Genomic DNA, 25,641 nt, shown 5'->3' on the forward strand with positions numbered 1-25,641 from the left:
TCAGAAGCACGGATACCGCGCCGATATGAGGGCGTGTCCAGGAGACGAAGCGCCGTCGGTGTGATCGTGGCGACGGCCGCCCTCATCGCGGCGCCTCAGGTGGGGGTTTCGACCGCCTCGAGCGGCGCCGGTGCGCTCGTGAGCCACACGGCATCCGACAGCTCGATGAGCACGGAGCGCGGTCGCGAGACCACTCTGCAGGACCGGGCGCCGACCCGGTGGTCGACCTTCGCCCGACGAGGGGGCGCCGCGTCGTACCGGCTCCTCGAGAGCCACTCGCGCTGGGATCCCTGCCAGGTCATCACCTATCGGGTCAACCGTCGGCTGGCGCCGGTGGGCGGTGTCGCGGACGTCCGGCGGGCCTTCAGGATGGTCTCTGCCGCCTCCGGTCTGCGCTTCCGCTATCTGGGCCGGACCAGCCATGTCCCGCGACGGGGCGGCAACACGGGGTTCGACCCGACTGCTGACGTGTCCGTGGCCTGGGCCCGCCCCACGGTGGTGCCTGTGCTCGCCGGCAGCACGATCGGCTATGCGGGGACCCAGTGGCAATCGACCGGTGGGTCGTGGAACCGCATCGTCAACGGCTACGTGGTGCTCGACACCACCTGGCGGGGAGTCCCCGGCTTCCCGCTGCGCAAGGTGCAGTCGCGTGGACAGCTGCTGCTGCACGAGATCGGTCACGTCGTGGGGCTCGACCACGTCAACGACCGGTCCCAGACGCTCCACCCCACGCTGCAGCGAGCACCCGCGCGCTTCGGCGCCGGTGACCTGGCCGGCCTCGCCGAGGTGGGGGCCGGGCAAGGCTGCTTCTAGCAGCTGCCTCCCTGTGCGGGTGCGGCCGGCGGGCATCGCGCTCGTGGTGCTGGATACGGTGCCAGCGTGCGGATCATGCTCGTGGGCGACTCGTTGACCATCGGCTCGGCGGGCGACTGGACCTGGCGCTACCGGCTGGATCGGCACCTGCGTCGGGCGGGGGTCGACTTCGACCTGGTGGGGCCGCGCTCGGACCTGTTCGACAACGTCCGCAACCGCCATGGCAGCAGCGCCTACAACGATCCGGACTTCTCCCGCAGCCACCATGCTCAGTGGGGACAGGCCCTGCGTGACGTGCCCGCTCGGATGGCAGAGGTCGCTGCGGCCCACCGACCCGACATCGTCGTCGTGCTGCTCGGCACGAACGACCTGCTCTTCCTCTCGCGGCCGCCCGGGGTGATCGAGGACCTGCGTCGGCTGGTGACGCAGGCACGGGCGGCGACCCCCGAGGCCGGCTTCGTGCTGGCCGAGCCGCCCCACAGCGACCGCGCGCCCGAGCGGGAGCTCGCCGAGCTGCTGCCGGAGCTGGTGACGACGCTCGCCTCGGAGCGGTCGCCGGTGACGATCGCCCACACCTCCGCGGGCTTCACGCAGGACGACACCTGGGACGGCACGCACCCCCACGCCGGGGGCGAGGTCAAGCTGGCTGCCGCCGTCGCCGATGCGCTCGCCGGGCTGGGGGTCGGGACTCCTCACCCACGCCCGCTGCGGCTCCCGAGGCTGGGCCCGCGGACGGCGGGCTCGCTGGCGGCGATCGCCGGCGAGCGTCGGGTCACCCTGCGGCTGCGCAGTGCCCCGGGGGTCGATCGCGAGGTCGTCTGGCAGCGCGACGCGACGCGGCGGGCGGGGTGGTGCCGCCTGGGCAGCACGTCCAGCGGGACCTGGGTCGCCGACGACCTGACGGCCGGACACCTCTACGACTTCCGGACCCAGCCGGCCAAGGGGCGCCTGGTCTCGCAGGACGTCCGGTCGGCGGTGGTCAGCGCCCGGCCGCACGGCTGACGTCGACGTGTCGGGTCCTTCTCCTCTGGTGTCGTCACGCCGGGGAGCGTAGGCGTGCAGGAGAGGGCGCGACTCTCTCGAGTGCGAGATGCGTGAGACCGGTCGCGACGGTCTCGGGTCCCTCGTCCTCCGCCCCTACATCGAGCAGTCGAAAGGTCGATCATGAAGGCCGCAGTCGTCACCAGTTTCACCGAGCCACTCGTCGTGGAGGATCGGCCGGTCCCTGCCCCCGGTCCCGGTCAGGTGCTCGTCCGTATCGAGGCGAGCGGCCTGTGCCACACCGACATCCACGCCGCCCACGGCGACTGGCCGGTCAAGCCGACCCTGCCGCTCGTCCCGGGTCACGAGGGCGTGGGGCGCGTCGAGATCCTCGGCGAAGGCGTCACGGAGGTCGACGAGGGGGATCGCGTGGCCATCCCCTGGCTCGGCTACGCCTGCGGTCACTGTGACTACTGCGTCACGGGCTGGGAGACGCTGTGTCTTGAGCAGCGCAACACCGGCTACTCGGTCGACGGCGGCTTCGCGGAGTACGTCGTGGCCGACGCTGGTCACGTGGTTCCCGTGCCCGACGGCGTGACCGCGTTCGACGCTGCTCCGCTGACCTGCGCGGGCGTCACGACCTACAAGGCGGTCAAGGTCGCCCATGTCCGGCCCAGTGAGCGCGTGGCCGTGTTCGGCATTGGCGGGCTGGGCCACCTCGCGGTGCAGTACGCCCGGCTGGTCGGCGGCACGGTGATCGCCGTCGACGTCGACGGCGCGAAGCTGCAGCTCGCCACCGAGCTGGGGTCGGACCACGTCGTCGACGCGCACAGCGTCGACCCGGTCGCCGCCATCACCGATCTCGGCGGTGCCGATGTCGCGATCGTCCTGGCCCCGTCACCCATCGTCTTCGAGCAGGCCTTCCTGGCCCTGCGTCGCGGCGGCCGTCTCGTCTGCGTCGGGCTGCCTCCGGAGGATGAGGGCCCGATGGCCATCCCGATCTTCCCCACCGTGCTCAGCGGCATCTCGATCATCGGCTCCATCGTCGGGACGCGCCAGGACCTGGCCGAGGTCTTCGAGCTGCACGCCCGAGGTCGGACGCGTGTGGTGGCGGAGCCCCGCAAGCTCGACGACGTCAACGCCTCCATCGACGAGGTGCTCACCGGGCGCGCCCGGGCCAGGCTGGTCTTCGAGTTCGGCGACTGAGGGGGCGCCAGGATCAGGGCGGGGTCGGGGCAGGTCCGCACACCCGTGCTTCCCAGTCGCCTAGGTCCCAGTAGGGCGGGTGGGGCTCGAACCCACGACCCAAGGATTATGAGTCCTCTGCTCTAACCGACTGAGCTACCGCCCCGCTCGGAGCTCTGCGCCCCGGACGGACCAGGCTTGCCGGGTCCGCGCCCGGAGCCTACCGGAGCACGCTCTTGGCGGATGCACCCTCGTGGTGCCACACTCGTGACATAGATATCCATCGATATTGAGGAGTGTCATGAGCGACGACGTGCGCGAAGAGGTTCGAGCCCGCTACGCCGAGGCGGCGACTGCGGTGTCGGGCAGCGGGGGACGCAGCGCCCTGGAGGTGGTGGACTCCGACCAGTGCTGCGCTCGAGCGCAGGAGGTTGCCGGTGACTCCTGCTGCACCGAGGAGATCGAGGTCGGCCCCGCGTTCGGAGCCGCGCTCTACGCCGACGCTGATCGCGACGACCTCCCGGTCGAGGCCGTGGCGGCCAGTCTGGGCTGCGGGAACCCGATGATGGTGGCCGAGCTGCGCGCGGGGGAGCGGGTCCTCGACCTCGGTTCGGGTGGCGGGATCGACGTGCTCCTCTCGGCGCGGCGGGTCGGGGAGAGCGGGTTCGCCTACGGACTCGACATGACCGACGAGATGCTCGAGCTGGCCCGCGCCAACACGGCGAAGGCCGGAGTGACGAACGTGGAGTTCGTGAAGGGCTACATCGAGGATGTGCCACTGCCTGACGCAGCAGTGGACGTGGTGATCTCCAACTGCGTGATCAACCTGTCGACCGACAAGGCCGCGGTGCTGCGCGAGATGCACCGGGTGCTCTCCCCGGGCGGACGGATCGGCATCTCCGATGTGGTGGCCGAGGACCACCTCACGCCCGCGGACCGTGCCGAGCGAGGGTCCTACGTGGGCTGCATCGCAGGTGCGCTCTCCCGCACCGAGTACCTCACCGGACTTGCTGAGGCAGGCTTCGTCGACGCGGAGGTCACCTTCACCCACGAGGTCGCCCCCGGTCTGCACGGGGCGATCATCCGCGCCACGCGCTCCTGAGGCCCCAGGCAGGGCGAGACCCCGGACAGCCCGTCCACGGGGGACGAAAAACGGGCGGCCCAGGGCCTCACATCCATTGTGCCACCGGGGCCATTTCGCGGGCCCGTTCCGGCGGCGGTGAGCTTGTCGGACTCGGCAAAATCTCGGGCCCGGGTAGTAAGGGGGCTTCGGGAGGGCCAGTCTGCGTGAGACCGGGGCTCCCGAAGCCACCTTCAGTCAATCGGCATCCCCGACGGCCCTCTAGGGTCTAAGGTCACGAGCATGTCACGGTGGCATCTGCCTGCCCCGACCCGGCGTCAGCGCCGTGGACGTACGGCGCGCGACCGGAGTGACTCACCGCTCGAGCCGATGCGGTTGCGGGCGACCACGCTGAAGCGATAGCGCAGCGTCGGGCGCAGCTTCCTCACCGTGTGGGCCCGCTGCCCGGGGAACACCGTCAGGGTCCGCACCAGCCGTCGTCCGGCGTACACCCGGATGCTCTGGCCCGTGAGAGGAGTTCCCGCCGACACGCCGGGGACCCAGGTGAGCCGGATGGCGCGACGCCGAGCGGATCCGGCGACGGCCGTGGCCGTTGAGGGCTTCGCGAGGACAGGGGAGGGGGCGGGCGCGGGCAGCGGCTGAGCCACTGGATCCAGCGCCGGGTCGGTCTCCGGGGCCGGCTCCGGGGCGGGAGCAGGCTCCTGAGCCGGCTCCTGTCCCGGGGTCGGGTCCGTTGCGTCGGCAGGAGCGGGGTCGATGTAGACCAGCCGGTTCGGGGTCCGGCCCGTCACCCACGAGACGATCCCGGGGGTGCTGTCGGCGATCAGTTGGCCGGTGACCTGGGACGCGGTCGGAGCGGAGGGGCGCGAGAGCAGGACGGCGGCCGCCCCGGCCACGTGGGGCGCTGCCATCGACGTCCCCTGGAGCGACCTGCTGGCAGTGGGGTAGGTGTACCAGGCCGACTTGATGCCGACGCCGGGGGCATACATGTCGACGCAGCTGCCGTGGTTGCTGAACGACGCCTGCTGGTCGTAGGTGTTGGTGGCGGCGACGGTGAGCGCCGCCGACACGCGGGCGGGGGAGGCCGAGCAGGCATCGACGGCCTCGTTGCCGGCGGACACGGCTGCCACGACGCCCTCATTGATCACCGCTCGCAGTGCGGCGTCGAGCGTCGAGTTCGTGGGGCCGCCGAGGCTGAGGTTGACGACGGCCGGCTTGCCTGCGGCGTGGTGGCCGGCGATCCAGTTGAGTCCGGCGACGATGTCGGAGGTCCAGGCTCCACCGTCGCAGTCGAGTGCGCGGACGGGGATGATCCGGGCCCGCTTCGCGACGCCGTAGGTGCTGCCGGCGATCGTTCCCGCGACGTGGGTGCCGTGACCGTCGCAGTCCCCGGTGCCGAGGCCGTCCGACACGCGGGTCCAGCCCGGGGCCACCCGTCCGCCGAACTCGGTGTGACCCGCGTAGACGCCGGTGTCCACGACATAGACGTCCACCCCGGCGCCCTGCGCGCTCGAGGTGTACGACGACGACAGGGGCCGCGTGCGCTGGTCGATGCGGTCCAGCCCCCACGGAGGCCGGTCCTGGGTCTCGCTCGCCTGCACCCGGGTGTCCAGCTCCACCGCGAGGACCTCGGGGGAGTCGGCGAGGGCGGCCGCCTCCGTGGGGGTCGCGCTCACGACAGCGGCCCGCACGGCCCGGGAGAAGGTGCGGCGCACTGCGACGCCGTCGGTGCGCATCTCCTCGGTTTCGGCCCGCATGTCGGTCCCACCGGCGTAGCGCACGAGATAGCGCTGGGCGCCGTCCGGGTCCAGGACGGCCCGGTCGGGTGCGGCGTCGCGGCCGATGCCGGCACCCGCCGGCTCGCTCGCGCTCACCGGTGGAACGGGGAGCGCCAATGCTGCCACCAGCGATCCGGCGAGGATGCGGGCGGAGAACGTCATGTCGGACTCTTCGGTCGCCCAGGCGCCGTTCTTGAGGAGCGCGCCGCGGACTCAGCCCAGCAGCTCCATCAGCGCCATCGCGTCGTGAGGAGCGAAGCCCTTGGCGTCGTTGTCGAAGTAGACGTAGACGTCGCGGCCGGCCGTCGCCCAGTCGCGACACCGCTCGGCCCAGCCCTCCAGCGCCCGGGCGCTGTAGCCACTGGTGTAGAGCTCGGTGTCCCCGTGCAGGCGGACATAGGTGAAGTCCCCGCTCGCCACGTCGGGCATCGGGAACCGGCCGGCGGTGTCGGCGACGACACAGGCGATGTCGTGCTCGTGCAGCAGCGCGAACGCCTCCTCGGTGCAGAACGACTCGCTGCGGAACTCCAGCGCGTGCCGGATCGGCCGGTCGGACTCGGTGGTCGTCCACGCCCGGTCGTCGGGGACCTTGGCGTCGTGCTCGCGGGCGAGCGCGGCCGCCTCGCCCGTCGTACGCGGGAGCTGGGCGAAGAAGGCAGCGACCCGCTCCGCGTCGAAGGACAGGTTGGCGGGCAGCTGCCACAGCACCGGGCCCAGCTTCGGCCCCAGCGCGAGGACCCCCGAGGCGAAGAAGTTGGCGAGCGCCGTCTCGACGCCGCGCAGCTTCAGCATGTGGGTGATGTAGCGCCCGCCCTTCACCGCGAAGACGAAGTCGTCCGGCGTCTGCTCACGCCACGACACGTACGACGAGGCTCGCTGCAGCGAGTAGAAGGAGCCGTTGATCTCGATCGAGCCCATCCGCTCGGAGGCGTAGGCGAGCTCCCGACGCTGCACCAGGCCGGGCGGGTAGAAGGCGCCCCGCCACCCGGCGTAGGTCCAGCCCGAGATGCCGACGCGGATCCGTGCCATGCCTGCCGAGACTAGACGTCGTCGGTCAGGGCGGGCCGAGAAGCCCCGTGTGAAGCGACGCGCTGAGGGCACCGGTCCTCACGTCCGTCCGCCCACCTCACACCCCCGGGGGCACCTGTGCGCATCGTCATCACCGGAGCCAGCGGCAACGTCGGCACCGCCCTGCTGCGCCGGCTCACCGCCGACGGGCACGACATCACCGGAGTGGTACGACGCCTGCCGGACGCCGGCGCGCCGTACGACCGGGTGAGCTGGGTCAGCGCCGACCTCACCGAGGAGTCCTGTGCCGCGCCGCTCAGGCAGGCCTTCACGGGGGCGGACGCGGTCGTCCACCTGGCGTGGGGCTTCCAGCCCTCCCACGACCTGGCCCATCTCGAGGAGCTCGGGGTGGGCGGCACCCGGCGCGTGCTGGACGCGGTGGCTGCGGCGGACGTCCCCCATCTGGTGCACATGTCGTCGGTGGGTGCCTACTCGCCGAAGGTGGACGAGGTCCCGGTGGACGAGAGCTGGCCGACCGAGGGGATCCCCGGGTCCCCCTACAGCCGGCACAAGGCCGCTGCCGAGCGACTGCTCGACACCCACGAGCAGGCCTACCCGCGGCGCGTCGTGACCCGGATGCGCCCCGGCATCGTGGGTCAGCGCCAGGCCGGGAGCGCCCTGCTGCGCTACGGGCTCCCTGCCCCGCTGCCGGCGAAGGTGATCGACCTGCTGCCGGTGCTGCCGCTCGACCGGCGCCTGGCGGTGCCCATGGTGCACGCGGACGACGTCGCCGACGCCTTCGCCCGCGTCCTCGAGGCGCGGGCGCCGGGCGCGTTCAACCTCAGTGCGGGGACGCTCACCCCGGGGGACATCGGGCGGGTCCTGGGTGCGCGGCCCGTGCACGTGCCCGCTCCCGTCGTGCGGACGGCGGCGTCGCTGACCTGGCACGCGCGGCTCCAGCAGGTCGACCCCGGCTGGGTGGACCTCGCCTTCTCGGTCCCGGTGCTGGACTCGGGCCGGGCCGCGCGCGAGCTCGGCTGGCGGCCCGCCCAGGACGCCGAGGCGGTGCTTGCGGAGACGGTCGCCGGCATGCGCGGCGCCGATTCCGACGACACGCCGGTGCTCCGGCGGCGCACCGTGCGCCGGGGCCTGGCCCAGACCTTCCGCGACGGGCCGGTCAGCAGCCGACGCCGCCCGTGACCTTCGCGGTCGGCGCGCCCCGGCGTTCTGGGCTCAGCGCACGACCACGCGGATCCGCTTGCTGCCCTGCACCACGCGGTCGAGCGACACCGTGCGGGTCCGGGACCGCCCGGAGTTGATGAAGCTGGACGTCGCGACGAGCACGTCGTTGCGGGGAGCCGTGCGGAGGTCTTCGAGCAGGGCGGGGAAGGACCTCGGCTGGGGGCGCTCCTCCATCTCCTCGAGGTACATGAACTCGAAGTCCTCGAAGTAGTCGCCCCACGAGTCCCAGTTGCCGGTGAGGGTGACGTGGCCGGCACCGCGACCACGACGGGGTGCCGTGATCGGCACCGTCACGTAGGTGGGGCCGGAGTCGCGCGCGGCCAGTCTCACGCGGACCACCTTGGTGCCCCCAGGTCGCAGCCGCACCGGACCGGACGTCGCGAGAGGTGTCCACACGCCGGCGATGCGCTGCTCGACCCGGCCGAGGCGCCACGACGCGAAGCGCTCGTCCAGTCGGGACCTGGTCGTCACGGAGGTGATCGTGACCTCCTCGAACTCGTTCTCGACGATCGCCATCAGCTGCTGGGCGAGCGCCATGGCCGGGGCCGAGGAGATGTCGGCGGCGTCGGCGTAGCGATCCGTGCGGGTCAGCGTGAACGGCGTGCCGTTGCGGCGCAGCCCCGTGACCGTCCACGTCACGACGCCGGCTCCCTTGCCACTGCGATCGAGCACGCGATCCTGTGCGGCGACCATCGTGGTGAGGGCCATCTCGGTGACCATCTCCGGAACAGTGACGTGCGTGGTGCCGCCGAAGGACTCGGTGCCCTCGACCGCGGACGAGGTGACGGGCACCGCCCCGGGGGTGGCGCCCAGGTGCCCGCGCAGGCCGGCCATCCGGTCCTGGTCGATGGTGCCGATCGGAGCGCCGATGTTGGCGACCTTGAAGCTGGAGAAGGTCGGGTCGCTCTGGATCGTGATCGCCCGGGCGCCGTGCAGCGACATGCTGGAGGGGCCGCCGTAGGTCATCGGGTGGCCGAACGCCAGCACGGTGTCACCGCAGACGGCGGTCGCCGTCCCCACGCCGGCGGCCGTGATCAGGCCGTAGGACACCGAGGCAGCCAGGTTGCTGCCTGCGGAGACGGGGATGGCCTCGCCCGAGGTGGTGCCGGCGGCGTACACGTCGCGCAGACCCAGCTTGGGAGCGATCTGCGCCAACCGCGGCGAGGACAGCCCCGAGACGCCGACGGGGATCCGGAGGCGGGACAGTCCGCTCGCGGCCTGTGCCCGGGTGGCAGTGCCCTGGGCGACGAGGTCGGTGGCCATCCGGCGGGGGAGCGAGACGGTCTCAGCAGGCTCGCTCGTCTCGAGCATCCGGTACATCTCGGCGGCCGGGGTCAACCCGGCGATGTTCGACGGTCCCATGCTGAGGGCGTAGGAGACAGCCCCGATCAGCTCGCCCGTCGCAGGGTCGGTGACAGGGGAGCCGGACATCCCCTGCCAGATGCCGGCCTTGTCCACCACCGGGGCGTCCAGCTCGACCAGGATCATGTCGACACCGGGAGCGATGCCGTCAGCGAGGGTGCCGAGGTAGATCCCCGGGATCTCCTCGATGGTCGTGCCGCGGGTCACGGTGGCCACGGAGACGGCCTGCTCGTCGACCAGGCTCTCCTCGGGGAAGACCGTGGGGCAGCCGGCCTCAGCGGCCGAGTCGCTGAGGGGGCCGGCCGCATGCGACGGCAGGAACGCCGCGAGGGGCGTGACCACGACCGCCGCTGCGGTGCCGGCGACGGCGATCCGCCGCAGTCGGAGGGAGAGGGGACGGCGTCGTGCCACGGTGATGACTCCTAGTCGCTGCCGCGGCCCGATGCCGCGTCGCGCTCATGATCCCCGCCCGAGGCCGCTGGCGGACCAGAACGCCGGGAGAGAGGTCCACACCACATAGCGAGAGGGCGCTCGCCATGTTAGGTTCGCCACACCTAGTGATGGAGGTCACACGATGAGCGCATTCGACCTGGTGATCCGCGGCGGCACCTACTTCGACGGGCACGGCGCCCCCGGCGTGGTCGCCGACGTCGGAGTCCGCGACGGTCGCGTGGCTGCCGTCAGCCCGGATCCGCTGCCCCTCGGGCCGGACACCGAGGTCGTCGACGCCGCGGGCCGCTGGGTGATGCCGGGCTTCGTCGACGCCCACACGCACTACGACGCCGAGGTGCAGGTCGCGCCGGGCCTCAACGAGTCGGTGCGCCACGGCGTCACCTCGGTGCTGGTCGGCAACTGCTCGATCTCCTCGGTCTACTCCACCCCCCTGGACATCGCGGACCTCTTCAGCCGGGTGGAGGCGCTGCCCCGCGCACATGTGCTCGCAGCCCTCGAGGAGACCAAGACCTGGTCGACCCCCCAGGAGTGGGTCTCCGCGATCGAGTCGATGGCGCTCGGCCCTAACGTCGCGTCGTTCCTCGGACACTCCGACGCCCGGGCCAGCGTGATGGGTCTGGGCCGTTCGACCGACCCGGACGAGCGGGCGACCCCGGCGGAGGTCGCCGAGATCGAGCGCCGGATCGAGGAGGCGCTCGACGCGGGCTTCCTGGGCGTGTCGACGATGACCAACCCGTGGGACAAGCTCGACGGCGACCGCTACCGCTCCCGGCAGCTGCCCTCGACGTACGCGACCTGGAAGGAGTTCCGCGGCGTCAGCAAGATCCTGCGTCGCCGCGGTCGGGTCCTCCAGGGCGTCCCCAACCTCAACAAGAAGTACGACATCGCCTTCTACGTCACCACCGCGATGGGACGCCTGCGCAAGCCGCTGCGGGTCTCACTGCTGGCGGCTGCCGACACCAAGGCCGAGCCGTGGGTCAACCACATCTTCGCGCCGCTGGCGCTGCTGGCCAACAAGGTCGGTGGGGGCAAGTTCGTCTGGCAGCACCTGCCCACGCCGTTCCGGGTCTGGGCCGACGGCATCGACCTGGTGGTCTTCGAGGAGTTCGGCACCGGCCGCGAGGCGCTGCACCTGCGCGACGAGGTGGAGCGCAACGGGCTGCTCGCCGAGGAGGACTACCGGCGGCGCTTCCGCAAGGACTTCGACAAGAAGTTCTCGCCGCGGGTGTGGCACCGCGACTTCGACGACGCCGAGATCACCGAGTGCCCCGACGCCACGCTGATCGGCCGCAACATCGGCGAGGTCGCCCGCGACCGGGGCCTGCACGCGGTCGACTGCTACCTCGACCTCGTCGTCGAGCACGGCACCAGGCTGCGCTGGAAGACCGACATCGCCAACGCCCGCCCCGAGGTGATGGACAAGCTCATCAAGCGCCACGGCGTCACGATCGGCTTCTCCGACGCCGGTGCCCACCTGCGCAACATGGCGTTCTACAACTTCGGCATCCGGCTGCTGCGTCGCGTGCACGAGGCCCAGCAGAAGCCGAACCCGTTCCTCACCGTCGAGGAGGCGGTGCACAAGCTGACCGGTGAGCTCGCGGACTTCTATCTCCTCGACGCCGGTGGCATCAGGGTGGGGGACCGCGCCGACATCGTGGTCGTGGACCCTGCCGGTCTCGACGCCAGCGTCGACGACTACCACGAGTCGCCCATCGAGGAGTTCGGCAACCTCAGCCGGATCGTCAACCGCAACGACGCCGCCGTCGCCGCGACGGTGGTCGCGGGCACGGTCGTCTTCCGTCAGGGCGAGTTCATCGAGGGCTACGGTCGCACGCTCGCGACGGGTCGCTTCCTGCGTGCCGACGAGCCCCGGGGCACGGTCACGCCGGTACGCCGGGTGGGCACGGCCGTCGCGGGCGCAGCCGAGGCGGTGGCGACGTAGCCGCCACGGCCGCTCCCCGCCGTACCCAGGCCGAGCGCCGCGCCACCACGATCGCCACCCTCGTCGATGTGACCGTGGAGGCGCTGAGCGAGCTGGGCTACGCGCGCACGACCACCGCGGAGATCAGCCGTCGCTCGGGGATCTCGCAAGGCGGGCTGTTCCGTCACTTCCCGACCCGGCCGGCGCTGATCGTGGCGGCCGCCGACGAGGTGCGGGCCCGTCAGTTCGACGGGTTCCGCGCGGGCCTCGCCCGGTTGGGCGAGGTGACGGTCGCCGAGTGCCTGCGGCTGCTGCGCGAGGCATGCCGGGCACCCGTCAACGCGGCGTGGTACGAGCTGCTCGTCGCGGCGCGCACCGACACCGAGCTGCGCGCCGAGCTGGCGCCGATGGTCGCGCGCTACCACGAGGAGATCCTCGCGCTCGGCCGCTCGCTGCCGATCGCCGACGTGATCCCCGAGGCGGAGGTGGACAGCGTCCTGCTGGGTGTGGTCCACCTGCTCGACGGCGAGGCTCTGACCGCCGTGCTCTGCCCGCATCCCGAGCAGGAGGACCAGCGCCTGGAGCACCTGGTGCGCGTCCTGGCCGGTCAGCCCGCGTGGGGACGCCCCTGAGCGTCAGGCGTTGGCGTCGGACTCGCTGTAGCTGCGCTGGTAGGCGAGCACCATCTGCCGTCCCCGCTCGAGCTCCTGCTCGAGCACGACCAGCATCGCGTCGGCTCCGGTGGTGCTGCCGGTGTCGCCCAGCGACTCCAGGTCCAGGGCGGGCGCCCCGACGGTCGGCACGCCGAGGTTCATCGCGCTGCCCCGCAGCTTGTGTGCCGCCTGTCGCATCGCCTCGGCATCACCCGCCGCGACCGCCGTGCGGATCGTGTCGAGCGCGGCGTAGGAGTTGTTGACGAAGTTCGTGATCGCCCGGTCGAGGTACGACGTGTTGCCGGGATCGAGGTCACGCAGCATGTCCAGCCGGTCCAGGTCGAGTCCGGATAGCAAGCGGTGCTCCTCGGGTGCTTCGGTCGCGCTGCCGTCGGCAGGCGCGTCGGTGGGGTCGTGCGCCCCGGCGGCGGAGGGGCCGGCGCCGGACCTGGCCTCGGGGGTGCCCACCGCGCCCACCTTCTCGTGCGCCGCAGTCGGATCCCCGGAGACCCAGAGGTCAAGCATGGCACCCAGTGCCACAGGGTCCACCGGCTTGGTGAGGAAATCGTCCATTCCGGCGTCCAGACAGCGCTCCCGTTCGCCCTCGATGGCTGCCGCCGTCATCGCCAGGACGGGGATGCGCGCACCCGGCAGCTCGCGCTCGCGGATCCGACGGGTGGCGGTGTAGCCGTCCATCCGCGGCATCTGCACGTCCATCAGCACGGCGTCGTAGGTCACCGCGGCGACGGCGTCCAGCGCCTCCAGTCCGTCGGAGACGGTGTCGCTCGCGTAGCCCAGGGCATCCAGGATGCCGACGGCGACGAGCTGGTTGACGGGGTTGTCCTCGACGATGAGGACCCGACGCGACACCCCCGGCTCGAGAGCGGGAGACTCCATGACCTCCTCGGGCGGCGGCCCGCCCAGCTCCCGCAGGAGGGCTCCGCGCAGCGACGACGCGAGCACGGGCTTGGTGAGACACGCCGAGATGCCGGCCTCCTGCAGCCGGGTCTCGTCCGGCGGGGTGGAGGAGGTGAGCATGATGAGCGACACATCGTCGTACGACGGGTCGCGGCGCACGGCGTAGGCCAGGTGCAGGCCGTCGCGGTGGGGCATGGCCATGTCGAGGAGGACGGCGCCGAAGGGCTCGCCGGACGCCCTGGCCTCCTCGAGCGCGGCGATGGCGTCATCGGCGCTCGCCACACTCTGCGAAGGCACCTCCCACCAGGACAGCTGCTCGCGCAGGATCATCCGGTTGTGGTCGTTGTCGTCGACGACGAGGATGCGCACACCGGCGAGCTCGTGGCGAGCCCGCTCGTCCAGCGGGTCGGGCTGCGAGCCGGCGGGGTCGTCGAAGCGGGCGGTGAACCAGAACGTACTGCCCTTCCCCGGGTTGCTCTCCACCCCGATCTCGCCGCCCAGGGCCCCGACGATCTCGTGGGCGATCGCCAGACCCAGCCCGGTCCCGCCGAAGCGCCGGGTGGTGGACACGTCCGCCTGGGAGAAGGGGTCGAAGATCTGCTGCCGCTGCTCGTCGTCCACACCGATCCCGGTGTCGCTGACCTCCACGCGGAGCAGATGGCCGCCGTCCTCCGCCTCCGCGGTCGCGCGGATCAGGACCTCACCCTCGGAGGTGAACTTGACGGCGTTGGAGCCGAGGTTGGTCAGCACCTGGGCGAGTCGGGTCGGGTCACCGGCGAGCACCTCGGGCACGTCGGGGTGGCACGCCACCATCAGCTCCAGGCCCTTGGCCCGGGCGCTCTCGGCGATCACGCTGGCGACCTGGTCGAAGACCGACCGCACGTCGAAGTCGAGATGCTCGAGCTCGAGACGGCCCGCCTCGATCTTGGAGAAGTCGAGGATGTCGTTGATCACGGCGAGCAGCGCCCGGCTAGCGACCTGGACGCCCGAGACCAGCCGGTGCTGGTGGTCGTCGAGGTGGGTGCGCATGAGCAGGTCGTTGAGGCCGATGACGCCGTTGAGCGGGGTGCGGATCTCGTGGCTCATCGTCGCGAGGAACTCCGACTTCTGGCGCGACGCCTCCATCGCCTGGTCGCGCGCCGCGGCCAGCTCTCGAGCGGCGCGGTCACGCTCGGCGACGCGGGCGAGCTGGACGGCCACCTCCTCGACCATCGACTGGATCATCTCGTGGCGAGAGAGCGGAGGCGAGGAGGTCATCGCCACGACCGCGACCACGTCGTCGCCGAGCAGCACCGGGAAGGCGATGGTCAGCCGGTCGTCGTCCCACACCACGCTGCGCTCGCGCAGGGCGCGCTGAGCGGCGCGCCGCTCGATCTCGACCCGCACCGGGGCCTGCGCGTCGGCGGCACGGTCCTCCTCCCGCAGGTAGAACGGGATGACGTCGGTGCCGTCCTCGGACGGCACGAACGCCTGCCCGCGCTCCCAGTCGTCGTGCAGCAGGACCAGGGTCTGGGCGTTGCCCAGCACCTCCTCCAGGTCAGCGGCCTCGTTGGCGGCGGCGGCGACCGCCTGCATCAGCGCGTTCTGACGCACCATGTCTTCGAGGGCCTCCTGGGCCTCCTTGAACTCGGTGATGTCCTGGTGGGTGCCCGACATGCTCAGCGCGCGGCCCGCGTCGTCGCGCGTGACCTCGGCGCGGCTTCGGGTCCACACCCACCCGTCCCGGCTGCGGATGCGCGCCTCGAAGGCCAGGTCGTCGGATCCCTCGATCGCTGCGAGGACAGCGGTCTCCACGATGGCTCGGTCCTGAGGGTGGACGAGCGCCATGAAGTCGGGCAGGGCGCTCAGCTCGGCGGAGGGAGACACGCCATAGAGGGCGTGGATCCCGTCGGAGCCCCGGACGACGTCGTGCTCGAGGTCCCACTCCCAGCTGCCGAAGCGCGCGATCCGCTGTGCCTCGGCGAGCTGCTGACTGGCCGCACTCAGCTCCTCGAAGAGGCGGCGGCGATCGTCGTACTCGGTGAGGCGCAGCAGCGTGCCGACGTGCGCGCCGCTGCTGTCGTGCAGGGGAGTCTCCCGCAGCAGGACCCACAGGACGGTGCCGTCCTCGCGCAGCAGTCGACACTCGAGGTCGGCCGCAGGTGGCTGCCCGCCGCCGTCTGCTGCCAGGTGGGAGGCGAGCTCGTCGCGTCCGTCGGGGTCGAGCACGTCGAAGACCGAGACGGCCTGCTGCTGACCCGCGGGCACGCCGAGCAGCGCTGCGACCTGTGCGTTGGCGTACTGCGTGCGACCCTCGAGATCCACCACCCAGATGCCGTCCGGTGACGCCTCGACGATGTCGCGGTACAGCTCCGCGAGCTCCATGTGATACCTCCCCGCACACCCTATGCGAGGCACGCCGATCGCGTGGACGGTCAGCCGAGCTCCTGGGCGATGAGGTATTCGCCCTCCTGCTGGACCAGTTTGAGGGTCACCTCGTCGCTCGTCCGCTCGCCGTTCTGCTCCGTGTACTCGACCGAGTAGGTCACGGTCATCGCATCCGTGTCGGCGCTGACCTGGGTGGCCTCGGCCGCCGCGATGGTGCGCCAGAAGCCGCTGTAGGACCCGAAGCCGCCACTGGCGTCCTGGAACTCAGGTGTCAGTCGCTCCCAGGTCACCTCGGGGTCAGCAGTCACCGTCGCGAGGTAGTCGACGACGAAGGCCTCCATCTCCGCGGCGTCTGGCTCGTTGGCGGTGGGTGACGGGGCCGAGCTGCTCTCGGTCTCCTTGCCACGCTCGGGTGCGGTGTCGCTGGGGATGGCCGCTCGGTCGGGCTCGGGGTCGTCATCGTCGTTGCCGGTCAGGGCGAGCCACCCCACCAGCACGACGAGCCCGAGGACCACGGCCGCGGCGAGGGGCGCGAGCCAGGAGCGTCGTCGTTGTCGGGACGGGTCGGGGGCCGGCGCGACGGGGAGGGCCGCTGCCGTTGGCCGGAAGGGGGTCGGGTCCACCACGGCGGGCTGGCTCAGGGTGTGCCCGTCGTCAGCGGCGGTGGGCCGCGGGGGAGTCGCCGGGGACGCGACGACGCCGGCCGGCACGCTGACGTTCTGGGTGGCGCAGACGTGGGCGAGGAACTCCTTCACCTTCGCCATCGACCAGCGCTCCGCGGGGTCGCGGGCCATCGTCGCCTCGAGGAGCGGAGCCAACGGCCCCGCCTCGGACAGTCGGGGCGGCTCCTCGTTGACGATCCGGTAGAGCGCACCCATCAGGTTGCCGGTCACGTCGTACGGCGGGTGGCCGGCGAGGGCGTGGAAGCAGGTCGCGCCGAGCGACCAGACGTCGCTCGCGTCGCTGGCCACCTGTCCCGAGGCGACCTCCGGGGCGAGGTAGGCGGGGGAGCCGGTGACAAGCCCGGTCTGGGTGAGGGAGGCGTCGGCCTCGGCCCGGGCGATCCCGAAGTCGGAGAGCTTCACCCGACCCTGCTCGGTGACGAGGATGTTCGAGGGCTTCACGTCGCGGTGGACGATCCCTGCGGCGTGGGCGGCCGCGAGCGCGTCGGCGGCCTGCAGCAGCAGCGGCGCCGCGCTGGCCGGGGAGAGCGGTCCCTCACGCCGGACGAGCTGGGCCAGCGTGAGGCTCTCGACGTACTCCATCACCAGCCACTGCTGGTCGTCCTCCGTCACCAGGTCGAAGACCGCCACCACGTGCGGGTGGTTGAGCATCGCGGCGAGCCGGGCCTCCCGGGCGGCGCGCTCCAGGTCCGCGGTGTCGCCCCCGGGCGCCATGCCGATCCGCTTGAGCGCGACGGCTCGGCCGAGCACCTCGTCGCGGGCCAGCCAGACGGCGCCCATGCCGCCGCGTCCGACCTCGCGCTCGAGGGTGTACCTGCCTGCGATCAACGTGTTCGAACCTTCCACCGGGGGGTCTGGCCATCGTAGGCGTCCTCGCCGAGGCTGCCGCCCTCCTGTGTACCCCCCGGTGGGGCACGCCACACGCCTGCCTCAGCGGGCCAGCGGGTTCTCCAGCGGCCCGGCCAGCGCGAGGGCGCTCGACGGGTCGGCGAGGTCCACCATCTGCTGGTTGTCGCGCAGCTGGAGCCGGTTCATGCACATCCGCGGGATCCGCTCGGCGAAGAGATCGTGGCACGCGAAGCGGTCGGCGAGCTCGGGATGCTCGGCCTGGTAGCGGCGCGCGCAGGCGGCCGCCTCGGCCCAGAAGTCCTCGGCGGTGAGCACCTCCGCCTCGTCGAGCAGGCCGGCCAGGAACCGCAGGAAGCAGTCCATGACGTCGGACCAGATCGCCAGCAGCTGCTGCTCCTCGGGCAGGTCCGCGGCGATGCGTCGGACGTCCTCGGGCAGCTGGTCGCGCCGGTGCGCCGCGGTGGGGAAGAGGCCGACCTCCTCGCCGATGTCCTTCATCACCGCCCGGACCGGGATGTGGTCGCGCAGCACCAGGATCAGGTTCTCCCCATGGGGCATGAAGACCAGGCCGTGCGCATAGAAGCAGTGCAGGACCGGCACCAGATAGGCGTCGAGATAGCGGGCCACCCAGGCCGACGCCGGCAGTCCGGAGGCCCGCACCAGCTCCGCGACGTACGGCGTGCCCGCGGCGTCGACGTGCAGCAGCGAGGCCATCGTGGCGAGCCGCTCCTGGTCGTCGATCCGGTCGAGGGGGCTCTCGCGCCACAGCGCCGAGAGCATCTTGGTGTACGGCGAGGGTCCGGTGCGCCGGGCCACCTCCTCATAGAGAGGGTGGCGGTAGCCGACCGCGGCCACCTCGCGCAGCACGGAGAACCCGTGTCGCGCGAGCACCTCGTCGTCGCGCACCAGCGCGTCCACCCAGCTGTTGATCGCGGGCGTGACCGCCATGTAGGCCGGTGACAGGCCGCGCATGAAGCCCATGTTGAGCACCGACAGCGAGGTCTTCACGTAGTGGCGCTCGGGACGGTCGACGTCGAAGAACGTGCGCACCGACTGCTGCGCCTGGAAGCGGTCGGCGCCGGTCCCCAGGTGCACGATCTCGAGCGCCGCCACCTGGGGGGCGAAGGTGACCGCGATCTTGTTGCGCCACTGCCAGGGGTGGCAGGGCATCAGCAGATAGTCTGTCGGGTCGAGGCCGAGGTCTCTCAGCCGCTTCTCGAAGCCGTCGAGCTCGCCCGCGTCGAGCTGGTCGGCGAGCAGGGTGCGCTGGTCCTCCAGCCCCGCGACGCCGGCATAGACGCTCCGGTCGGCGCGCACCGCGAGCCACTCCAGCCGCAGCCGGGCGCCGGTCTCGGGGGTGTAGGCGTGGTAGTCGTCGACGCCGAAGCCGATCCGGCCGTTGTTGGCGACGAAGCAGGGGTGGCCCTCGCTCATCGCTGCCTCGACCTGCTGGAAGTCGGCGTCGAGGAGCTCGGCCGACGTCGGTGCCTCGGGGCGCAGCTTCCAGGCGCGACCGGCCAGCGTGGAGGCGATCTCCTCGAGATAGGTGGGGAGCACGGTGTCGCTCAGCCCGAGCGAGGTCTGCAGGTCGAGGACGAGACGCTGGGCGTCGACCGGCGTCTCGCGCCCGTCCACGAGCCGCTGCACGGAGGAGGCATCGACGATCCAGTGGTCCAGGGGCAGCCGTCGCGCGCGGTAGCGCCAGGTGGCCGCGCCGTCGTCGGACGTCACCCGCCAGCCACCCGCGCCGTCGGGCTCGGGCCGGAGCAGCTCCTCGTGGGCGAGCTCGGCGAGCGACTTGGCCACCTGGGCCCGGTGCGCCGCGGTCATCCGCTCGGGCGTCAGATGGGTGGTGTCCGGGGTGGTCGTCGTCATCGGGTCCTCGCCTCGAAGGCCGCTCGGGTGCAGACGCTGAGCAGCGCCTGCTTGCCGGACAGGGTGATCTCGCGCTCGACGACGAAGCCCATCGCCGCGTTGAGGGCGTGCACGCGCCCGTTGTGCGCGTCTGGCTCGACGACCACGCGGCGTACCTCCGGGTCGGCGAAGCACTCCAGCAGCACCGCCTCGATGACCGCCCGGGTGAACCCGTGGACCGGCGCCACGCCCGGGTCCGGCGGAGCCACCAGGAAGTGCATCCCCAGGTCTCCGGGCCACAGCCGGGTGTGCTGGGCGAGCTCGTGCCGGGCGGGGTCGTAGGTCTCCATCAGGTAGGCCGGCTCGCCGTCGAGGAGCCCGATCCTGGCGTCGTGGTGCGGGTTCGCGACGATCGCGGCGTACTCACGCCGTACGTCGTCGAGGCTCGCGCCCTGCATCTGCCAGAAGCGGGAGCGCTCGTGGGTCACCCAGCGGTGCAGCATCTCGAGGTCGTCGTCGACGACGAGCGGGCGTGAGGTCAGGGTGCGGCGGGTGGCGGCGGTCATCGGACGAGCTCCCTCGTGGACACCGGCACGCCGAACTCCTGGAACGCCACCCGGCGCTCCACCGGGTAGGGCTCGTGGCCGAGCATCTGCGCCAGGATCACCGAGTTGCGCCAGGCACCCATGCCCAGGTCGGGCGCGACCAGGCCGTGGGTGTGCAGCTCGGCGTTCTGCACGAACACGCCGGCGCCGGTGACGTCGACGGCGAAGTCGGGGCTCGCGAGCGGGCGACCCTGCTCGTCGAGGTGCAGGCGGTCGTGGATCGGCGCCAGGAAGCCCGGCAGCCGCCCGGAGTAGCCGGTGGCCAGCACCAGCGCCTCCGTGTCCAGCTCGTAGCACTCCTCCAGCTCGGTATGGCGCACGTGCAGCCGGTGCCGGACCCCGTCGTGCTCGACGGCGGTGACCTCGGAGGCGGTCAGCAGCTGTGGGGGAGCGGCGTCGGTGAGGCTGCGGCGGTAGAGCTGCTCGTGCAGCCGGTCGACGAGGTCGCCGCTGATCCCCTTGTAGAGGCCGACCTGCGAGCGCAGGATGTCGGCGCGCCTCTCGGCCGGCAGCGACTGGAAGTGCCGGCTGTACTCCGGCGAGGTCAGCTCCAGGGTGAGCTTGGTGTACTCCAGCGGGAAGAAGCGCGGGCTGCGGGTCACCCAGCGCAGGTGTTGTGTGCGCGGCGCGGAGGCCAGCAGGTCGCTGACGATCTCCGCGGCGCTCTGCCCGCTCCCGACGACCGTGACGTCGTCGCGGGTCAGCAGCTCCTCGCGGGCGGCGAGGTAGCCGGCGCTGTGCGTGACCGGGCCGTCGAGGCCGAGCAGCGGCTCCGGGACGTGTGGCGTGGTGCCCACACCCAGCACCAGGCGGCGGCCGTGGTGCACGTGCTCGCTCTGGTCGCGCGGGTCGATGCTCCGCACGGCGTACGACTTGGACTCCTCGTCCCAGGTGACCTCGGCCACCTCGCGGTGGAACTCGATCGAGCGCAGCTGGGCCACCGCCCAGCGGCAGTAGTCGTCGTACTCGCTGCGCAGGGGGAAGAACGACTCCCGCACGTAGAAGGGGTAGAGCCGCCCCTTCTGCTTGAGGTAGCTGAGGAACGAGAACGGCGAGGCGGGGTCGGCCATCGTGACCAGGTCGGCCAGGAACGGCACCTGCAGCGTGGCGTCGTCGAGCATCATCCCGGGGTGCCAGCGGAACTCCCCGCGCGCCTCGAGGAAGACGCCGTCCAGGTCGAGCAGCGGCTCGGCCAGACAGGCGAGGCCGAGGTTGAACGGACCCAGTCCGATCGCGACGAAGTCGTGGATGCGCATCAGGCGGCACCCGCCTCGTGGGCGGCCAGCGAGGCGCGAGCGTGCCCGCGCACCAGGTCGAGCACGTGGTCGACGTCGCCGAGGGTGGTGGCGGGGTTGAGCAGGGTCAGCTTGAGCCAGGTCCGTCCCCCTAGCACCGTCCGGGCGACCGCGCCCAGCCCGCTGCGGAACAACAGGTCGCGGGCGGTCTTGTTGACCTCGTCCAGCACGTCGGCGGCCACCCCCGACTCCTCGAAGCGGAACAGCACGGTGCTGAGGTCGGTGCCGGTGACCACGGCGAAGTCGGGGTCGCCCTCGAGCGCGTCACGCACGTCGGCGGCCAGATCGATGACGGTGTCGAACAGCTCGCCCAGCCGGTCCGGCCCGAGCACCCGCAAGGTCATCCAGAGCTTGAGCGCGTCGAAGCGCCGGGTCGTCTGCAGGCTCTTGTCGACCTGGTTGGGGATCTCCTCGAGCACGTCGCGCTGCGGGTTGAGGTAGGCCGCGTGGTGCGTGACGTGGCCCAGCGTGGCGGCGTCGGCCACGATCAGCGCGCTGGACGCGACCGGCTGGAAGAACGTCTTGTGGAAGTCGACGGTCACGGAGTCGGCGCGCTCGATGCCGGTCAGCAGGTGCCGGCGGCGCCGCGAGGCGAGCAGCCCCCCGCCGTACGCCGCGTCGACGTGCAGCCAGACGCCGTGCCGCCGACAGGCGCGGGCGATCGAGGGCAGGGGGTCGATGGATCCCAGGTCGGTGGTGCCGGCGGTGGCCACCACCGCCATCGGGTGCAGGCCCTCGCCGCGCAGGGCGACGAGCACGGTGTCGAGGTCGGCCGGATCCATCCGGCCGACGGGGTCGGTGGCGATGCTGACGACCGCGTCCTCGCCGAGCCCCAGGACCATGGCCGACTTGCGGCTGCTGAAGTGTGCGTGGCCGGTCGTGACGATGCGGAGGTCGGCGAGGTCGGCACCGGAGGCGAGTGCCTCGCCGCGAGCCAGCAGCAGGGCCTGCAGGTTGGACTGGGTGCCGCCGCTGGTGAAGATCCCGTCGGCGCGGGGGCCGAGCCCGATCCGCTCCGCGGTCCACTCGACGAGGCGACGCTCCATGTGGGTGGCCGGTCCGCTCTGGTCCCAGGTGTCCATCGAGGAGTTCACGGCCGTGGCGATCACGTCGGCGACGACGGCGGGGATGGCGACCGGACAGTTGAGGTGGGCCTGGTAGTGCGGGTGGTGGAAGAACACGGCGTGCTCGAGGTAGAGGTCGCGCACCTCGTCGAGCGCCGCGGCGGTGTCGCGCAGAGGGGCGTCCAGGTCGATCGCTCCGACCGCGCGTCGGCCGTCTCGCGGGGTGGTGCCGGAGAAGGGGCGGGCCGCCGAGGCGAACGTGTCCGTGATCAGCGTCCGGGCCAGGTCGAGCTGGTCGGCCAGGGCCTCCGCGGAGGTCGCGTCGAGGAGAGCGGGGACAGGACGACGGTCCCCGCGCTCCGGGGACGGGGCTCCTGCGTCGTCGGGTCGAGGGGTCGAGACAGGGGATGGGGGCAGTGCCGAGCTCACGTGGTCCTCCGAGAGATTGAGTTAGGTTAGGCAAACCTAAGCAGACGCCATCGGGTGCCTGTCAACCCTGGCGGATGCGGCACACTGGGCCCGACGTGACGACCCGACCGGAAGGAACCCCCGTGACCGCCCAGAATGTCCTCGACGAGCTCGAGTGGCGCGGACTCATCGCCCACTCGACCGACCGCGACGCGCTCCGCGCGGCGCTGGCCGAGGGCAGCGTGCGGTTCTACGTGGGCTTCGACCCGACCGCCCCCAGCCTGCACATGGGACACCTGGTCCAGATCCTCACCGCCCGACGGCTGCAGGAGGCGGGGCACACGCCCTTCGCCCTGGTGGGCGGGGCCACCGGAACGATCGGTGACCCCAAGGAGTCCGGCGAGCGGATCATGAACTCCCTCGACACCGTCAAGCAGTGGGTCGAGCGGGTGCGCGCGCAGATCGAGCCGTTCCTCTCCTTCGAGGGGCCGCACGCAGCCACCATGGTCAACAACTACGACTGGACCGCGTCCATGTCGGTGATCGACTTCCTGCGCGACATCGGCAAGCACTTCCCGGTCAACCGGATGCTTGCCCGCGACGTCGTCCGCAGCCGCCTCGAGGACGGCATCAGCTTCACCGAGTTCAGCTACGTCCTGCTGCAGTCGATGGACTACCTCAACCTCTACCGCGACTTCGGTGTGACGCTGCAGTTCGGCGGCAGCGACCAGTGGGGCAACCTCACGGCAGGGGTGGACCTGATCCGTCGTACCGACGGCGGCAAGGTGCACGCGATCGCCACCCCGCTGATGACCAAGGCGGACGGCACCAAGTACGGCAAGACCGAGGGCGGCGCCCTGTGGCTCGACCCCGAGATGCTCTCGCCGTACGCCTTCTACCAGTTCTGGCTCAACGTCGAGGACGAGAAGGTGGGAGAGCTGCTGCGCGTGTTCACGTTCCTCTCGCGCGAGGAGATCGAGGAGCTGGACGCGCAGACGGCCGAGAAGCCGTTCTTGCGGGCCGGGCAGAAGGCCCTCGCCGAGCACGTGACGACCCTGGTCCACGGCGCCGAGGAGACCGAGCGGATCAAGGCCGCCTCCGCGGCGCTCTTCGGTGGCGGCGAGCTCGCTACCCTGAGCCCCGCGACGCTCGGCGCTGCCTTGCGAGAGGCCGGCTCGGTCAGCGTGGACGGGGCCCACGAGCTGCCCACCGTGGTGGACCTGCTGGTCGCGACGGGACTCTCCAAGAGCAAGGGCGATGCCCGTCGCACCGTCTCTGAGGGTGGGGCCTACGTGAACAACGTGCGGGTCGGCGACCCCGACCACGTCCCGTCCCGCGAGGACCTGATCGGCGGGACGTGGCTCGTGCTGCGCCGCGGCAAGCGCAACCTCGCCGGCGTCGAGGTCGGCTGAGGTGCGGGCGTGAGCGCCGGGTGGCCTGAGTCCCTCGAGGCGCGGGCGCGCGACCGGCTCGCGCCCGAGGTCTTCGAGTACGTCGTGCAGGGGGCCCGTGAGGGAGCCACCACGGCGGAGGCCACCCGAGCCTGGGAGCAGGTGCGCCTGCACCCGCGTGTCCTGCGCGACGTGACCGACGTGGACCTGGGCGTGACGCTGCTCGGGCACGAGGTCGAGGTCCCCTGGGGAGTGGCGCCCACGACGTTCCAGCGGGCGGTCCACCCCGATGGCGAGCTCGCGGTGGCACGAGCCACTGCCGATGCCGGTTCGGTCATGGTCGTCTCGAGCAACGCCGGCACCCCGTTCGCGCACATCGGGGAGACGGGCGTGCACTGGTGGCTCCAGGCCTACCTGTCCTCCGACCGCACCCTCGCCGAGCCCCTCCTGGCCCGGGCCGTGGCGGCCGGCGCCCGCGCCGTGGTGCTCACTGTCGACACCCCCGTCGTGGGCACGAAGTACCGCCGCGGCGAGGCGACGGTGTGGGAGAGCGTCGACCGGAGCCTGCTGAGGGTGAACTTCGACCCGGGATACGACCAGCAGCCCGGCTCGGAGAAGGCGCTCGACCTCGGCCCTCACGACATCGGCTGGGTGGGGGCACTGACCGGCCTGCCGGTGGTGGTCAAGGGCGTGCTCCGCCCGGACGACGCGCTGCGCTGCGTCCAGGCGGGGGCTGCCGCGGTCTGGGTCTCCAACCACGGCGGGCGCCAGCTCGACCGCGCGGTCTCCACTGCCTCTGCGCTCCCCGCGGTCGCGAAGGCAGTGGGGGATCAGGCGGAGGTGTACGTCGACGGGGGAGTGCGCACCGGCCTGGATGTGCTGACCGCCTGCGCGCTGGGCGCCCAGGCGGTCTTCCTCGGGCGTCCGCCCCTCTATGCACTGGTCGACGGGGAGGCAGGCGTGACCGCCTGGCATGGCGAGCTGGCCACGCAGACGACCGAGGCGCTGCGGCTCTCGGGGTCCCGGAGCGTCGCAGACGCCCGGGGACTGGCCATCCTGAGCGAGTAACCCCCTTCTGACCTGCGCAAACGCGACTGTGGGCCGGGTCACGTCATCTCGATTTGATGTTTCGGCAACCTCCCCATAATGTTCTGTCTGTCGCCGAGAGCGGCGGGGAGCAAGGCCCTGGAAGATGGGCGGGGCTCCCGGCTCTCTGGTTGGCCGCTTCTGCTGATTCCCCGGTGGTGCTGGTGTTCGTCCTTGTGGCGGGGCTGGTCGGGCCGGGTTGTTGGTGTGGGGTGAGGCTCGAGGGGTTCGGCTCGGTTTGACCGGGTGGTTCGGTTCGGGTAAGTTTCTGCAGGTTGCCCCGGCGCCTGATCGTCACCTGGATGGGTGGTGGTTGGGGTGGTGCGCGTGTGATGTTTGAGAACTCAACAGTGTGTCATATTAGTCGACGAATTAGTTTGAATGCCCTGTCGGCTGCCTGATGGTGTTCCTGCCTTTTTTGGTGGGGGTGCTGGGGTGGTTGATGGTCTTTGGCAAGGATTATGTTGATGAGTTAGTGATAACTTGTCAGTGGTTGTTCTTGCTGGGGTTTTGGCTCTTTTTTCACATCTGGCCCTTTTGGGGTTGGTTGTGTGTTGTTTTTCAACGGAGAGTTTGATCCTGGCTCAGGACGAACGCTGGCGGCGTGCTTAACACATGCAAGTCGAGCGGTAAGGCCCTTTCGG

General features: G+C 71.4%; 18 protein-coding genes, 1 tRNA gene and 1 rRNA gene. 10 read left to right on the forward strand and 10 right to left on the reverse strand.

Going from position 1 to position 25,641, the window contains the following annotated elements; all coding sequences use genetic code 11:
- Window positions 1-165: 165 nt before the first annotated feature.
- From ACYU7L_RS23320 to adhP, 3 genes are all read left to right on the forward strand, one after another.
- Complete coding sequence (locus ACYU7L_RS23320) at window positions 166-813, forward strand: matrixin family metalloprotease (RefSeq protein WP_460801670.1); 648 nt, start codon at window positions 166-168, stop codon at window positions 811-813.
- Window positions 814-888: 75 nt separating this feature from the next.
- Window positions 889-1,815 (forward strand): GDSL-type esterase/lipase family protein, encoded by a 927-nt coding sequence (locus ACYU7L_RS23325; protein ID WP_460801753.1) that lies wholly within the window; start codon window positions 889-891, stop codon window positions 1,813-1,815.
- Between the two features lie 162 nt (window positions 1,816-1,977).
- On the forward strand, window positions 1,978-3,000 hold the full coding sequence (gene adhP, locus ACYU7L_RS23330; RefSeq protein WP_460801673.1) for an alcohol dehydrogenase AdhP: 1,023 nt from the start codon (window positions 1,978-1,980) through the stop codon (window positions 2,998-3,000).
- Window positions 3,001-3,071: 71 nt separating this feature from the next.
- Here the strand turns inward: adhP and ACYU7L_RS23335 are convergent.
- Window positions 3,072-3,145, reverse strand: a tRNA-Ile gene (locus tag ACYU7L_RS23335).
- Between the two features lie 135 nt (window positions 3,146-3,280).
- On the opposite strand from ACYU7L_RS23335, the gene arsM reads away from it, so the two are divergent.
- On the forward strand, window positions 3,281-4,081 hold the full coding sequence (arsM, locus tag ACYU7L_RS23340; protein WP_460801675.1) for an arsenite methyltransferase: 801 nt from the start codon (window positions 3,281-3,283) through the stop codon (window positions 4,079-4,081).
- Between the two features lie 296 nt (window positions 4,082-4,377).
- Here the strand turns inward: arsM and ACYU7L_RS23345 are convergent, their stop codons facing one another.
- A complete protein-coding gene (locus tag ACYU7L_RS23345; RefSeq protein WP_460801678.1) occupies window positions 4,378-6,000 on the reverse strand; it encodes a S8 family serine peptidase in 1,623 nt (540 codons plus the stop codon).
- Between the two features lie 51 nt (window positions 6,001-6,051).
- Window positions 6,052-6,867 carry a DUF72 domain-containing protein gene (locus ACYU7L_RS23350; RefSeq protein WP_460801680.1) on the reverse strand — a complete coding sequence of 272 codons (816 nt, stop codon included), beginning with the start codon at window positions 6,865-6,867 and terminating at the stop codon, window positions 6,052-6,054.
- Window positions 6,868-6,984: 117 nt separating this feature from the next.
- On the opposite strand from ACYU7L_RS23350, the gene ACYU7L_RS23355 reads away from it, so the two are divergent.
- Window positions 6,985-8,046, forward strand: coding sequence for an NAD-dependent epimerase/dehydratase family protein (locus tag ACYU7L_RS23355; protein WP_460801682.1), 1,062 nt, complete (start codon window positions 6,985-6,987; stop codon window positions 8,044-8,046).
- Between the two features lie 33 nt (window positions 8,047-8,079).
- Here the strand turns inward: ACYU7L_RS23355 and ACYU7L_RS23360 are convergent, their stop codons facing one another.
- The gene (locus ACYU7L_RS23360) at window positions 8,080-9,861 is read right to left on the reverse strand and encodes a hypothetical protein (protein ID WP_460801684.1); all 1,782 of its coding nucleotides are present in this window, start codon (window positions 9,859-9,861) and stop codon (window positions 8,080-8,082) included.
- A gap of 163 nt (window positions 9,862-10,024) precedes the next feature.
- Here ACYU7L_RS23360 and ACYU7L_RS23365 point away from each other — a divergent pair, with 163 nt between their 5' ends.
- Entirely contained in the window at window positions 10,025-11,845 is a 1,821-nt protein-coding gene (locus ACYU7L_RS23365; protein ID WP_460801686.1) for an N-acyl-D-amino-acid deacylase family protein, read from the forward strand.
- A 68-nt stretch (window positions 11,846-11,913) separates the two neighbouring features.
- Window positions 11,914-12,456, forward strand: a complete 543-nt coding sequence (locus ACYU7L_RS23370) for a TetR/AcrR family transcriptional regulator (protein ID WP_460801688.1) — start codon at window positions 11,914-11,916, stop codon at window positions 12,454-12,456.
- A 3-nt stretch (window positions 12,457-12,459) separates the two neighbouring features.
- Here the strand turns inward: ACYU7L_RS23370 and ACYU7L_RS23375 are convergent, their stop codons facing one another.
- The 6 genes from ACYU7L_RS23375 to ACYU7L_RS23400 all read right to left on the reverse strand — a co-directional run bounded on the left by ACYU7L_RS23375 (window position 12,460) and on the right by ACYU7L_RS23400 (window position 22,541).
- On the reverse strand, window positions 12,460-15,759 hold the full coding sequence (locus ACYU7L_RS23375) for a response regulator (protein ID WP_460801690.1): 3,300 nt from the start codon (window positions 15,757-15,759) through the stop codon (window positions 12,460-12,462).
- A gap of 50 nt (window positions 15,760-15,809) precedes the next feature.
- Window positions 15,810-17,273, reverse strand: a complete 1,464-nt coding sequence (locus ACYU7L_RS23380; RefSeq protein WP_460801692.1) for a serine/threonine-protein kinase — start codon at window positions 17,271-17,273, stop codon at window positions 15,810-15,812.
- Window positions 17,274-17,375: 102 nt separating this feature from the next.
- Window positions 17,376-19,169, reverse strand: a complete 1,794-nt coding sequence (locus ACYU7L_RS23385) for an IucA/IucC family protein (RefSeq protein ID WP_460801694.1) — start codon at window positions 19,167-19,169, stop codon at window positions 17,376-17,378.
- On the reverse strand, window positions 19,166-19,714 hold the full coding sequence (locus tag ACYU7L_RS23390; protein ID WP_460801696.1) for a GNAT family N-acetyltransferase: 549 nt from the start codon (window positions 19,712-19,714) through the stop codon (window positions 19,166-19,168). Before ACYU7L_RS23390 ends, ACYU7L_RS23385 begins: the two co-directional genes overlap by 4 nt.
- Entirely contained in the window at window positions 19,711-21,009 is a 1,299-nt protein-coding gene (locus tag ACYU7L_RS23395; protein ID WP_460801698.1) for a lysine N(6)-hydroxylase/L-ornithine N(5)-oxygenase family protein, read from the reverse strand. The genes ACYU7L_RS23390 and ACYU7L_RS23395 overlap by 4 nt, the downstream gene beginning before the upstream one ends.
- The gene (locus ACYU7L_RS23400; RefSeq protein WP_460801700.1) at window positions 21,009-22,541 is read right to left on the reverse strand and encodes a pyridoxal phosphate-dependent decarboxylase family protein; all 1,533 of its coding nucleotides are present in this window, start codon (window positions 22,539-22,541) and stop codon (window positions 21,009-21,011) included. The genes ACYU7L_RS23395 and ACYU7L_RS23400 overlap by 1 nt, the downstream gene beginning before the upstream one ends.
- A gap of 122 nt (window positions 22,542-22,663) precedes the next feature.
- Between ACYU7L_RS23400 and tyrS the strand changes: the two genes are divergently transcribed.
- The 3 genes from tyrS to ACYU7L_RS23415 all read left to right on the forward strand — a co-directional run.
- Window positions 22,664-23,932 carry a tyrosine--tRNA ligase gene (gene tyrS / locus ACYU7L_RS23405; RefSeq protein ID WP_460801702.1) on the forward strand — a complete coding sequence of 423 codons (1,269 nt, stop codon included), beginning with the start codon at window positions 22,664-22,666 and terminating at the stop codon, window positions 23,930-23,932.
- 9 nt (window positions 23,933-23,941) lie between these two features.
- A complete protein-coding gene (locus ACYU7L_RS23410) occupies window positions 23,942-24,979 on the forward strand; it encodes an alpha-hydroxy acid oxidase (protein WP_460801705.1) in 1,038 nt (345 codons plus the stop codon).
- Between the two features lie 579 nt (window positions 24,980-25,558).
- Window positions 25,559-25,641: ribosomal RNA gene (locus ACYU7L_RS23415) — 16S ribosomal RNA — on the forward strand; the annotation flags it as partial.

The sequence above is a fragment of the Nocardioides pacificus genome, from assembly GCF_054775955.1.

What these genes read in the sequence shown, in the direction of transcription:
- ACYU7L_RS23320 (WP_460801670.1), top strand. Translation starts at nt 166, where the DNA reads ATGAGCACGGAGCGCGGTCGCGAGACCACTCTGCAGGACCGGGCGCCG.
- ACYU7L_RS23325 (WP_460801753.1), top strand. Translation starts at nt 889, where the DNA reads ATGCTCGTGGGCGACTCGTTGACCATCGGCTCGGCGGGCGACTGGACC.
- adhP (WP_460801673.1), top strand. Translation starts at nt 1,978, where the DNA reads ATGAAGGCCGCAGTCGTCACCAGTTTCACCGAGCCACTCGTCGTGGAG.
- arsM (WP_460801675.1), top strand. Translation starts at nt 3,281, where the DNA reads ATGAGCGACGACGTGCGCGAAGAGGTTCGAGCCCGCTACGCCGAGGCG.
- ACYU7L_RS23345 (WP_460801678.1), bottom strand. Translation starts at nt 6,000, where the DNA reads ATGACGTTCTCCGCCCGCATCCTCGCCGGATCGCTGGTGGCAGCATTG.
- ACYU7L_RS23350 (WP_460801680.1), bottom strand. Translation starts at nt 6,867, where the DNA reads ATGGCACGGATCCGCGTCGGCATCTCGGGCTGGACCTACGCCGGGTGG.
- ACYU7L_RS23365 (WP_460801686.1), top strand. Translation starts at nt 10,025, where the DNA reads ATGAGCGCATTCGACCTGGTGATCCGCGGCGGCACCTACTTCGACGGG.
- ACYU7L_RS23375 (WP_460801690.1), bottom strand. Translation starts at nt 15,759, where the DNA reads ATGGAGCTCGCGGAGCTGTACCGCGACATCGTCGAGGCGTCACCGGAC.
- ACYU7L_RS23385 (WP_460801694.1), bottom strand. Translation starts at nt 19,169, where the DNA reads ATGACGACGACCACCCCGGACACCACCCATCTGACGCCCGAGCGGATG.
- ACYU7L_RS23390 (WP_460801696.1), bottom strand. Translation starts at nt 19,714, where the DNA reads ATGACCGCCGCCACCCGCCGCACCCTGACCTCACGCCCGCTCGTCGTC.
- ACYU7L_RS23395 (WP_460801698.1), bottom strand. Translation starts at nt 21,009, where the DNA reads ATGCGCATCCACGACTTCGTCGCGATCGGACTGGGTCCGTTCAACCTC.